Annotated in this window: 9 protein-coding genes; 2 read left to right on the top strand and 7 right to left on the bottom strand. The window is 58.4% G+C overall.

What is annotated here, in order from left to right; all coding sequences use genetic code 11:
- Positions 1-359: 359 nt before the first annotated feature.
- The 4 genes from L1O03_RS11375 to mobF form a co-directional block, all read right to left on the bottom strand.
- Positions 360-617, bottom strand: coding sequence for a hypothetical protein (locus tag L1O03_RS11375; RefSeq protein WP_236120119.1), 258 nt, complete (start codon positions 615-617; stop codon positions 360-362).
- Positions 614-1,204: a ParA family protein gene (locus tag L1O03_RS11380; protein ID WP_236120121.1), complete on the bottom strand. Its 591-nt coding sequence runs from the start codon at positions 1,202-1,204 to the stop codon at positions 614-616. Before L1O03_RS11380 ends, L1O03_RS11375 begins: the two co-directional genes overlap by 4 nt.
- 167 nt (positions 1,205-1,371) lie before the next feature.
- Complete coding sequence (locus L1O03_RS11385) at positions 1,372-1,665, bottom strand: ribbon-helix-helix protein, CopG family (RefSeq protein WP_236120123.1); 294 nt, start codon at positions 1,663-1,665, stop codon at positions 1,372-1,374.
- 148 nt (positions 1,666-1,813) lie between these two features.
- The gene (mobF, locus tag L1O03_RS11390) at positions 1,814-5,200 is read right to left on the bottom strand and encodes a MobF family relaxase (protein WP_236120124.1); all 3,387 of its coding nucleotides are present in this window, start codon (positions 5,198-5,200) and stop codon (positions 1,814-1,816) included.
- Between the two features lie 1,356 nt (positions 5,201-6,556).
- Here mobF and L1O03_RS11395 point away from each other — a divergent pair.
- Positions 6,557-7,087: a hypothetical protein gene (locus L1O03_RS11395; protein WP_236120125.1), complete on the top strand. Its 531-nt coding sequence runs from the start codon at positions 6,557-6,559 to the stop codon at positions 7,085-7,087.
- A gap of 1 nt (position 7,088) precedes the next feature.
- Positions 7,089-7,355 (top strand): hypothetical protein, encoded by a 267-nt coding sequence (locus L1O03_RS11400; protein ID WP_236120126.1) that lies wholly within the window; start codon positions 7,089-7,091, stop codon positions 7,353-7,355.
- Here the strand turns inward: L1O03_RS11400 and L1O03_RS11670 are convergent.
- The 3 genes from L1O03_RS11670 to L1O03_RS11410 form a co-directional block, all read right to left on the bottom strand.
- The gene (locus L1O03_RS11670) at positions 7,321-7,917 is read right to left on the bottom strand and encodes a replication initiation protein (RefSeq protein ID WP_420830339.1); all 597 of its coding nucleotides are present in this window, start codon (positions 7,915-7,917) and stop codon (positions 7,321-7,323) included. The genes L1O03_RS11400 and L1O03_RS11670 overlap by 35 nt on opposite strands.
- Before the next feature lie 41 nt (positions 7,918-7,958).
- Positions 7,959-10,823 carry a DNA methyltransferase gene (locus tag L1O03_RS11405; RefSeq protein WP_338026159.1) on the bottom strand — a complete coding sequence of 955 codons (2,865 nt, stop codon included), beginning with the start codon at positions 10,821-10,823 and terminating at the stop codon, positions 7,959-7,961.
- Positions 10,824-10,924: 101 nt separating this feature from the next.
- Positions 10,925-12,394 (bottom strand): replication initiation protein (locus tag L1O03_RS11410; RefSeq protein WP_420830340.1); only part of this gene is annotated, 1,470 nt, incomplete at its 5' end.

Consider the following 12,394-nt stretch of genomic DNA (forward strand, 5'->3'; position numbering starts at 1 on the left):
CGGTTGCGCCCGCTGGGGTGTCGTCCAGCCCGCCTGTATTGCGGCGGGTAAGGATCGGTTGGGCAACACGCCCTTGTGCCGGTGTGCGTGTTCTGTCAGATGACGGTAAACTCATGGCCATGCTTTCTTCCCAGGTGCGTTCTGGGGGATAAGCGAAGTCCGTCAGGTGCCAGCCTGGCGGGCTTCATTCATTTATGGGGTCTATTGACCGAGAATAACACCGCTGTGATTCGTAGTGTGCTGCGACACAAAGTTTTCCTACCTGCCGTAACGCAACACTCGTCACACCCCGCAAGCAATACAGGTTTACAGTTTTACGGCACCCGCAAAACTGTAAACCTGTAAACCTGTATGCGTGGTTAGCGGTTCTTCTTGACGTATCCTTCGAGGCAGGAGCCGACAATTTCACGCATAGTGACTCCCTTGCGGGCGGCGATAGCTTTGAGCTCAGAGTGCAGGTCGCGGTCTACTTCGATGGTCATTTTCTTGACGTAGTCACGGCTTGAGGACTGGCGGAACGCGGAACGAACAGTTCCCGTGGATACGGTTTTCTTCGTGGTCGTTTTCCCGGTCCGTGGTCCTTGTTGAGCGCGGGCGCGTGCTTTGCTGGTGGTCACTTCATCATCTCCATAATCTCGTCAGCCACCTGGTCGTAACCGTGCATGTCGGGGCCGGGGCAGTAGCCGAAGGCAAGGTGCATGTCTTCACGAAGCGGAATCTCCGCTTCAAAGCGCGGCATGTCCTCAGCTTCAAGCGCTTCTCGTGCAGCTTCCAGCGCGCTGGTCCCCTTGCGGGCAAAGGTCAGCAGAACAGCGTGCGGGGTGCCGCTTACTGCGTCGCGTAGCTCCCACACCCGCGAGAGGTCGGCTGCTGCGGAACGAGTCGGCATGATGATGAAGTCGCTCACGGCGATAGCGGCTTCAATAGCGTTTTCATCTCCAGGCGGCACGTCGATAAACATCATCTCGTCATCGGCAACCAAAGCGGCTTGCCGGTCGATGCGCTTCGGGATCGACAGCTCGACCTCAAACGGCAGCGGATCGCCGCCGTCCTCGGCGCGCTCAGCCCAGTCGAGAGCAGATCCCTGGCGGTCAAGGTCGGTCACGGCCACGGTGATACCGCGTTGAGCGAATACGGTCGCCAGGAACATCGTGGTCGTGGTTTTCCCGACGCCGCCTTTCGCGTTGATCGTGGCAATAATCATGGCTACACCTTTCACTGGGTCAGTGATTCAGGTTTACAGCTTTACAGCTTCACAGTACCCGCAAACCTGTAAACCTGTAAACCCATAACACTAAAAACGCTGGTCTAAGGCATGAAAAGGTGAGCGCCTAGGGCACTCACCGGTGCCATGTACTCGCGGCGCCACACTTAGGGGGCGGTGCCGTCCCCCTGGTCTTTCTTGAGCGCGTCCTCCATCAACCCGAGAGTGATCTCCTCGAAAGCGTCCTTGATCGCAAGCCTCTCGAAGTCAGCAGCAACCTGCTCCCAATGCATACGCTCCAAAGAAGGAAGCACCGCCCACAACGCCATGCGCAGATACACACCCCGACTTCGGTTGGTACGCGCGGCGAGCGCATCGAGACGCTCGACAAGCTCAGGTTCCACCCGCACCGAGATCACGGGTCCACGCCCGACCCAGCTCTTCTGACCCTTTGTCGCCACAGTCGGCCTCCTTATCTCCGTTCACACAGACTCACTGACGGCTAGGTGTAAACAATGTTTACACCTAGTCCGAGCCCACCGCTCGGATATGCGTAAATCCAGCATCGTCGAGTTCGTTCAAGTATCTGGGTTAGCTCGATCCCGGCTCTTACAGCGTCATCCCGTCGCCATGGCCATAGGTATCAGTCATATCCCACGCCGTGGCGTTGTTCTGCTCGCGGTATCGACTACTACGCGCTCGCTGTGCCTTCATACGCTCAGCGAAACTCTGCCCACCTATAATTCTGTAGGTAAAGTGCAGCGCCTTAATGGCGTGCATGATCCCATCTGCCTTGTCGTACTCGGCGTTGATGTTGCGCTGCTCCTGGCGCAGTTGGTTGATGCGCTCTTCTAGCTCGGCCCGATAAGCCTCGCGGTTGTCGTAGGCCTGCTCGGCCTGCGCCAGCTTTTCAGTCCATGTCTCGATCTGGGCCAGTCCCTCGTTGGGCTTAAACGCCTTAGCGAAGAAACCACGATTGTCGCGGCGATATTCTTCCTCACGAATCATGCGCTTATAGCCGTTGATCTTGACGCTGGCATCACGCACGCCGTCGACGGCTTGTCGATACTGCTCGTCTAGCTGCTTGATTTGCTCGGACACGTCAGTCTTGCGCCGCTCCAACTCGGCCACGCGCTCGCGGGCACGATCCAACTTCTCCTGATACGGGTTTGCATGATCCTTGGCGGTCTTCTTCGGCTGCGACACAGAGCCACCACCGGCCACGTCCTCGTGAGAAACAGTGTGGAAGTCGCTCAAGCGCTCGATCCGCGCTTGAGCGCGCTCGTCGGCAACCTCGGCCATGCGAGTACCTCTAAACGGGTCTTCATCAGGCATAACGCCACCGGACAAGCTCACCAGCGCCCAGTCTCGGCGGGCTTGGCGGTGCACATAATGCGGAGTCTGGTCAGCGGTGCTGCGCGTAGCTGCCTGGATAAGAAGGTCGCGGGCATACGTCGCGGACTCGCGGCGTGGTGCTGGCGTTGTCTGTCCGTGCCCGGTGTCGGTATCACCGGGCATAGCTTCGGCCATATACAGGTAGTTACCTTCACGGCCTCGGGTCATCGGAACGTAGACACCTGCCCGATCCATCTGACCGACACCGGCCACCACACGGGCCACGTCCACGGTCGCACCTTGCGCGGAATGACCGGTAGAGGCATAACCCAGCTGCGTATAAGAACGCAGATAGTCAGGCGATAACGTCACAGTGGCGTCAGTCTCGTCCAATCGGCGCACCATCACCGACCCATCAGCGCCAATATCGACAACGCTCCACCGCTGGCCGTTGCGCACCACATCACCGGCGCTGGTGGTCAGCTCGTAATCATTGCGGCGCGTCAAGATCGTGTCCCCGACATGGGCGAACTGGCCGGGAGTCAGTTGCACAGCCTCGGACAGATCAAGCGCTCCACGGGCGGCCATGACCTTTTGCGCGGCCACGTTCAACGCGTCCACATAGTCATTACTCGACGCCACCAGAAGCGACTGCTTGCCCTTCTCAATGTCTTCGCGCCAGCCTGCCAAAGCATCATCAAGCATGGCCGTAACTGATCCCGCATGAAGCCGTCCCCTATCGGCGTAGAACGTCGCCGCGCGCTCGACATCGGGCACCTCACCGGTACGCAACCGCTTAGAAGCCTCCCGCTCGGCAGCATCCTTCTGACGGAACACTTCGGTTAGCTCAACGGCATCGGGCAGCTCATAGGCCAAGGTTGCCAACATGCCACCTCGGGCCTTAACCGCGCCGTACTGGTACGGATCCCCCACCAACACCACACGCGCATCAGCAGCGCTGGCAACCTCTAACACGCGCACAATATCTGGCGTTGCGACCATGCCAGCCTCATCGACTACAACCACATGGCCACGATCCCACCCCAACGTTGCAGCCGCATCAGCCGCGTCCTGGCCGTCCACACGGCGCAGTACCCGCGCCAGAGTTGACGATGAATCAGCCACGTTCTCGCCGACCATCACATCCGCAGCCTTACCCGTCGGTGCCAGACCCACAACGGTTTTACCGGCCTTTTCCCACGCACCACGCGCAGCCTTCAAGCTCGATGTCTTACCCGCACCTGCCGGGGCAATGACCACACTTGCGCGGTAACGCGATGTAACCACGGCCCGCATGGCCTCGGCCTGATCCCGCGACAGCCTGCCCTCAACCGGCTGGATTGTATCGGCGCTTACGCCTGCCGCGACAACCTCCGTCGCAAGATCAATGCCCCGATTCACCTCGCTGACAACGTCCTCGGAGGTAAACCGCTGCGTGCCCTCCCGCGCGGTTTTATCCCGGCTGCGGTCCTTATCCGGGGTCACCGTCCACGCCAGCAACGACGCAAAAACCTCGTCGGTGATCCGCTCAACCACACCACGCACATCACCGGGCTTAGCCACACCGACAGGCAGCATCTCAGCGACTTTCTCCACAACATCAGCGCGGGTAAAGGTGGATCGCTCTGCCGTCACTGCGGCGATAATCTCGCCCGCAGTAGGCACCTCAACCGGCCCGCCTTCGACAGCACGGGGAGACAAACCAGCAATAAAGTCACGGGCGCCAACGCCTGCTGCGCTGCTTTTCCACCCACTGACTAGTTCTTCCAGGGGCGTATCGACGTCCTTTTTCTGCCGCGTTTTCTTCTGCCCCATGCGCTTAAACATGGCGACATCAGCCAACCCATTATCGTCGCGCCACTGATCGATCTCACGCGCCCGCGTGGAAAAAGCCTCAATCGTTTTCCGATCATCAAGCCCTGAAATCTCCGCGCACCCGTTGACCGTCTCGGCCCATTCCACACCCAACTCGCGCGAAAGTTCCTCACGCAACACCGCTTGATAGATCGTTCCTGCCGCACGCGCCTCGTGGTACAAACTCACTCCGTCGAGCGTGCGCCACTTCCCATCTCGACACAGTTGCTTGTTGGACAGCAGAACATGTGAATGCACGTGCGGGTCACCCGCGCGACTCGTTCGGTGCTCATACTTCACACCAGAAATCGCCTCAACGCGATCAATAATCATCAACTCGCGATCAACATCATCAGCCCGCCGCGTGTAGCCCGCGTGCTCGGAAAGGTACGCCAGTGCCGCCGATACTGCGCGCTGATGCGCCCCATCAACCAACGCACGAACCGCCGCATCGTCGGTCAATCCCCACACAAGCGAGACACTTTTCGGCGCACAAAAAGTCAGATCGAACCCCGGGACCCCGCTACTTTTCGGCGCGCGTCCGAGCTTCGTTCCGTTCGGAGCGAGCGCTTGATTGAACCAATCACGGACGTGTTTCCCGTCAACGCGCGCGCCGTTTTTAACCCCCAAAAACTCCGAAACTGCCGCCGCTTGTTCATCACTTCGCGCCACAATCCACGCCTCAGCTGGCCGCCTTCCGTCCTCTGAGTAGTACCCATCGGGGCCAAGATTCGGCTCCTGACCCTCGTCCACAGTGGACTCGTAGTAGGCCACAGATTCACCATGCATCTTCGCAATCGTCAGCACGCTAAACCCGCCTTCCTACCTCGCCGGACGTGCCCGAAGGGCACACAGGGCAGTTTACTGCAAATGTACCATAAGATGAAGACCCTATGGGTCAGAGAAGCGGCAAACGGGTGTGGGGGCAGGCAAGCACCAGGAGCAGTGATGCCGGCGGAAGCGTCTCAGGTGACATCGGGCACGAAAAATTAGAGGACAAGAACGCCGAAGGCGTTCGCGTCAGCATGTCCCACTCCTCAACGAGGACGGCCACAATCCTCGCGCGCGCTCACCAGAACTCAACGACTCGTCAGACGGAGCAAAGCGCGGCACACCCGCGTCACGAAGCAAGGACTCAATTGTGGAGCATGATGTCAGTCTCACACTCCGGTCAGACACGCACACGGACTCGTCGAACAAGGCAAGCTGGCCTGCCTCGTCGTTGAGACGCAGCGAAGCTGGTGAAGCGGTCATGGAGCATGCCCCTGTTACAGGGGAGGGGCCAGGGGGAGGATTTCCACCGGCGTGTCTCTACTGACTTACGAACCCCATATCAGATACTTCGGGGCTCGGGGTGCCCCCATGCACTGACAGTGCGAGCGAAGCGAGCTCCGTCACCCGGCGTAGGCCTACCGGGTGTCGAGGACCCCCTAGGCAGGTTCTAAGCGCCCTCCTGAAGGCTGCCGAGAAGCCCCCTGGGACAAGGGCGCCAACAAGCCTTCCGGAAGACCCTTCCCAGCCCCCTCGGAGAGGCCCGAAAACAGGTCCTCTCGGGCCCCGTTGAACCCCTGAAAATGCCCGTTTTTTCCCACGTGCGTTTGACGCAAGGGGGGGGTGCTATGGCGTAAACGCGGGGGCATGTTCGAATGATTGGGGTTGGCAACCTGGGAAAACAGTGTTTCCGTTTGGGCGGGAATGTACAATTGGTTGATGCACGACTGGACCCTAACCCGCCGGAGAGAACCGGGCAGAGATCGTGGGCGAGAGTGCGAACGCTCACGAAGGAGGCGGTCCAAGGAGCCCGAGGCACGTGAGGATGATCTCTCGACATGTGCACGAGGCATTGGGGAGGGCCAGGCATCCCCGAGGGGCATAACAAGCAAATCCGCTGCTCAATGTGCCTTTTCCAGTGTCTGCACGAACTAGCGACTAACGGCCCTAAAGAATCAACATTTCCATAGTTTGAAGGCGATGTCAATACTTTTCCGGAAACTTGGGCCTTTCGTCTACTCGCAAGGTAACTTTCGACTATCCCAAAGGTAACTTTTGTCTACACCCAGATATGGGTAAGTTCTGAAATATTTTGCGTACCCCTTGCGCGCGATAGAAGGATGCAGTATATGATTCAGTTAGATCATCTCATTTCGCCACATAGGAGGAGATATGCCTAAGGCGGCTAGAGTGCTTATTTCTTTGTGTTCAGTTGGGGCAATTATGATCGGATCTTCTGCAGCCTCTTTTGCTGCAGAATCATCATCGTTGCCTTCCCAACTATCTTCACCGCAGTCAAGAGAATTTCATGGAGAGCGGTATTCCAGCCCAGACGGCAAGCACTGGGTTAAGGTGACAGAAAGTTTTGTTGAACTGGGCACCCTCGAAGGGGAAACTATTTCTGTTAGTGGAAATAAAGCCATATGGAAAGATGCTAAAGGTGACACTATATCGGTAATGGAATTCACCCCTGAGGATCCAAATTCATTTAATCTTTCTTATGATCCTGAGACACATAGAGTGGGGGACGAAAGTGTCTTACATCCAACAGGGGAAAGATGTGCGCCCAAGTGGCAGGCAGCAGGGATCAATATTGCTTGGGACGGACTTGTCTGTGCCCCATTAGGGATCGCTACGCTTGGCACAGCAGCATTTGGGTGCGGCGTCATTGGCACTATCGGCGCGGCGGCGATAAGTTGTTGATATGAAAAATCTCGATAAGCCAATCCAGGCTGCGGCTATACTCTGGATCACCTCAGTTCCGCTATATTTATATATTTCAATGCCGTGGTGGTTTTACCCGGTTTCGCTGTTCCTTTTGGTAATGGCAATGTATTTTTGGAATTACCTGCTTTCTCCAAGGGAGGGAGAACCCGATCTGGCAGCTCAAAGGAAGAAAAGGTACGCATTGGTACTATCTGCCATATTTGCGGTAACTATAATTTCCTGCGGAGTGATCCTGTTTCTTTAATATATCTATTCACTGATGCGGGTGAGCAGCCCATTCCTTTGGCGAGGCTCGGATACTCATCCCGGTAGTAGCGCGGAGCTCCTGAGCTAGGAGCTGGTAGCGCTCCTAGCTTGTCGAGTGGTGCTGCAAGCTGTTTAAGCTGGTAGGAGCGGCATTCCTCGCCTTCTCCTAGCCCCCCAGAGGGTGTATTGCCCATCAGGGGGTGTGATGGGGTTTTCATGATCTTGCCGGCATAGCCGATATCCCCGCCGAGAATGTCGCACAGTCCTGTTTCGATACGTGCGAGCAGGTTGACAGGCCTCCTAGAGGCGGCATCGGTTACACAGACGGGGTTAGCAAGCCCGTAGGCGATATGCCCGGTAACGACTGGTCCTGGGTGCATCACTGTCCATGTTGGTGCTGGTAGACCGCACATTGTGGCGAGGTCGCGTACATCAGAGGTATCGACATCTGTCACAATCAGAGAGCGAAGACAGGCAGGGTTCGCTTCGATCATGGGCATACGGCGTGCTTTAGTCCTCGTGGTCCGCCGGTACGGCCCGGTCTTCTCCTTCGCAGCCAAGGGGGCGTGTGGCCGCCAGAGATCATCGAACAGGTGACTGCTTACCCCTCGTAAGTCATTCGCGCATAGTTCTCAAACAGAAACTCCTGGCGCTGACGCTCAGTCGTCAGCTTGCGCGCCGCCCCCATCGCCTTATCGACTTCCTTGTCTAGCGCATCGTGAGCCTTTAACAACTCGCGAGCCATACCCCTCGGGTGGTAGTGCTCGGCTAGCGAAAGCTCTGGCCGAAGCTTGCGGGCTTCGAGAACTTTCTTGCCCGCATCGATGATCCGCTGCCGAGTCTGCTCGTCCAGCTCCGGGACGGGGAAGGTGTTCCACGTCAGCGTGTTCGCAAAGTTCAGATCCGACTTCAACCGACCGCCAACTGCCCTTTGCCATGTGATAAACATCGACGACGAAATCAAGCCGAACAAAAGTCCATCAGGATCGTCAGCAACATACAGCTTATTACCGGCGATCACGCCAGATTCAAGATATGCTGCCGTGTAATACTTCCGGGACTCGGAAACAACTGCTGGAATTGCTACGTAGTCTTCCGCTGGCTGACGGTTCTCCTGGAAGAGGTACGGGGTGGCCGCAGATTCCTGCGTCGCCTTCTTCTTACTCGACAGCCGCATCTTCTCGACTGCTGCCACACGCTCCTTGAGCACCGGCGAACGGTCTAGGTCGCTTGGAGTGAAATCATCTGCCATCCACAAGCACCAGCGATCAAGTCCGCGCACCAATTCTTTGCCCATGCGGAAGGGCCGGAGATACTTAGCGGCGATAGGGTCGGCTGCCACCTCGTCGTACTCGTCTACCTCAACAATCAAATTCCCCCCATCGGTCGGCTGACTGCCTCTGGTAGCTACAGACAGCACTGGGCTTATCGGTTTCATCGTCTTCGTTACGAGCACCTGTGGACCGTCAATGAGGTACGCATTAATCCCCTGATCCACAGTGAGCTCTACAGGGTCGCCTTTAACTTCCGGATAGTCCCAGAGGCGTTGCTTCACGCCACGGTCACGGGTGAAACCAACGATCACGCAGTGCACGGCGGCTTTGCCGGGGGCTTCGGAGTCCCACGCAAACGTGCGATGCGCAAACTTGATCCGCCATCCCTCACGAATCAGCGGGCCGAATAGCGCGGGCACTGGCTGGCCTTGAGTAATCGAGTTGGTGGTCACGTAGGCGAACTCGCCGCGACGCTTGGCCAGCAGGCGCATGACTTGGGCGTGCCAGCCGGTCACGTAGTCCAGGTAGCCGTCGTAATCCTTGCCCCAGACGCGTTGCATGTCCTGTTTCTGCTCTGCTGTCTTGGTGAATTGGCCGATAAACGGAGGGTTGCCGAACACGTAGGTTGTTCCGCTGACCTGCGGCACAACCTCGACCCAATCCACGGCCAGGGCGTTGTCGTGGGTGATGTGGGCGGTGATCGTGATCGGTAGGCGCTCAGGGGCCAAGCCCACGCGGTCGGCCAACTCTCGGTTGGCTTGATGATCGACCAGGAACATGGCGGTTTCGGCGATTTTTGCGGGCCACCAGTTCAGCTCAATGCCGTAGAACTGCCCAATGGATAGCTTCTGTTCCCAGGTGATGTCGAGGGCAAGACCAGTGTTGCCCTCGCGCTCACGGATTGCGACGATGACATCTGTTTCGATCTTGCGCAGCTCGCGGTAGGCCACGATAAGGAAGTTGCCGGACCCGCACGCCGGGTCCATGAACACGTGGGTCGCCAGGCTGTCACGGAAAGCGCGCAGATTCTCCAACTGCTTCCTCATGCTGCCAGTCTTGGCGCTAATCAGGCGGTCAGCTTCGGCACGCAGCTCGTCCAGGAACAGCGGACCAAGTGTTTTCAAGATGTTCGTCTCGCTGGTGTAATGCTCCCCGTCCAACCGGCGGGCTTCTTTCGACTTCACCAACTGGAAGAGGGAGCCGAAAATCGCCGGCGAAATGTCGGTCCACTGGAACCGACACGCTTCGAGCAGGGCATGGCGCATCTCCGGGCTGAAAAACGTGGTGGTGCGGTCCTCGCCCCCGCGATCAAACAAGGAGCCGTTGACATACGGGAACGCGGCCATCGACTCCGGGACACGGCGGCGCTTGCTCTCCGGGGTGTTAAGCACGTCAAACAGCGCGTCGATCTGACTGCCCAGGTTCTCGCTAGTGGTGTGATCCAGCACGAAGCGATAAAACAGGTCCTGCTCCCACAATCCGGCATCATCGCCGAACAGGAGAAACAGCAGGCGGGTGAGGAACACGGAGGTGCGTTGTACGTCTTCGTCCTCGTCCTCAGGGTTGGTCGGAGCCTCGTCGGCCACGTCCTCGTCTACCTCGTCACCTGCCATGGCGGTAAACAAGTTCGCCATGATCTTCGACGCCTTCAGCGACGCCGCTTCTTCTTCCTCGTGGGTCACCGTCTCGTCATAGCCAGCTAGAAACTTCAGCTGGTCCAGGTAGTCGGTAACCTCTCCCAGGGCAAAGGTGATATCGAAGCGCTGGTCTGGTGCGCCAAGGCGCAACAGACGGAAGGTCTCGAAGTCGCTGGCGAGAATGTAGCGGGGTTGCTCTGTATCGCTGACAGATCCGCCTTGCAGGTAGTCGCGGGCTTGATCGACGGCGACCTGGAGGTCTACGCCGGGTTTCTTGGCCTCGCCGATGACTACGGACGGCCAGAACAGGTCGATGTAGCCCGTGCCGCCCGTAGATCCTCGTCGGGCGTCTTGCTCGAAGAGGTCCATGCGCGCGGCGGTCACGCCGAAGCAGGCCAGGAAGTCTGCCCAGAAGGATTGGGCGTACTTCTTTTCAATAGCGCCTTGGTGGGCTTGCGTCCAGCTGTCCAAGCGCTCACGCCAGTGGAGCTTGAAGGCGTCAAGGTTGTGCCGAACTTCGGCGCGATCGAGTCGTTGAGCTACTGAGGCAGTCACCCCCTCAGCCTACGCAGCCAATGAAAAACTAGAAGAGGGTAAAGACTCAACTGCCTAGCGGCAGGGGAACCGTATATTGCTTATGGCATTTCCCACCTTGCTCAGTCGAGCATCCCAGCTTCGCGAAGTGCTCTCAGGTGCATGTTGACGGTTCGCTTCGTTACTCCCAGTTCCGCAGCGATCTCACGTCCCGACGGCAGCTTTCCGGTCTGTGCCAGTGTGTCCATGGCAACGTGCAATACTCGAGCTCGTGTGCCGCGTCCCTGGATAGTTCGGCGTTGATTAGCTGCTTTAAGAGTTTCTCGACGTCCTTGGGCATACTCGCCTTCTGGGTCGGTTTTCCAGCGTTGTGCGGCTTTCTGGCCGCCTCTACGCCCCATGGTGGCTAGTGCTTTGCGCTCGGTGGTTGTGGCGCGTTGTGCTGAGGCTGCGTGCCCTGTGTTTGCCTTCGATTGGGTGACGTAGCCGCGTACGCGCCTGGCCATGGTTTGGCGGTCACGCATCGGCGGCATCTCGTTGTCTCGTCCGTCTGCGCCGTGGCGGTGGGCAACGTTGTAGGCGTGCTCGTAGGCATCGATGATGGCCGCGTCTGTCATGCGCTGGCCTGCGGCGCGTAGCCGGTGGCCGGTTTTGAGTGCGTGTCGGAAAGCGGTCTCGTCGCGGGCTGCTTTGCCCTGGCTAATCCACAGCACGCGCACCCCGTCGATTAGTTCCGGGTCGTACTGGTCGAGTTCGTCGCCGAGTTCCTTCTCCACGTCCTGGGCAAGGGCTTTGAAGGCTTGGGCTTCCTCGCGACGGGTTTTGACCGCGTTAATCAGCTCACGGCCGCTGGTGAACTGTTGGCGGGGTGCTGTCTCGTGCGAAGATGTGCCCATCATGGCGCGTACCTCCTTCAACAGATCAGCGAGCCGGTGGACCCGTTTGTGCTGGCAATACCAACGGTAAGCAGTGGGATCATTACCGGTGTAGAACGGGCTGCGGCTAAAACGGTGGGAGAAGTGCGGGTCATGGTCTAAAAGCTCCCCGAGTGCCCGACTGGTAGCCGACAGCAGTGTCATGTTGCGTGACTGGCCGGTGGCGTCGGCGTAGACCGGATCAATCAGCCAGATTGCCTGGGCTTTGCCGTTGATGGGGTTGATGCCAACCCATGAGGGGCCGATCCCACATTGAACCAGCATGGCGAGGTTCTGGCGAACGTCTAAGGCCAGGTCCGCGGGGTGACCTCCTGGGCTACCGGGCCGGTCAATGTCCACGACGAGGACGGCAGCGTACTGCTTGGTAGTCAGCATGACGTACTGGCAGCGGGCGAACGCAGCAGAGGTCACCCGGTAGTACATGGGACAGCTCACACCGTCCTCGTCGCGTCGGTAGGCCTTGCTAAATTGACGGTCCACGCTGGCGTGGATGACGTTGCGGCCAAGGTGTTCTAGGAGAGCGTCGCGGTCGGTTGCGCCCGCTGGGGTGTCGTCCAGCCCGCCTGTATTGCGGCGGGTAAGGATCGGTTGGGCAACACGCCCTTGTGCCGGTGTGCGTGTTCTGTCAGATGACGGTAAACTCATGGCCATGCTTTC

The sequence above is a fragment of the Corynebacterium uropygiale genome (assembly GCF_021568315.1).
Taxonomy (GTDB): Bacteria; Actinomycetota; Actinomycetes; order Mycobacteriales; family Mycobacteriaceae; genus Corynebacterium; species Corynebacterium uropygiale.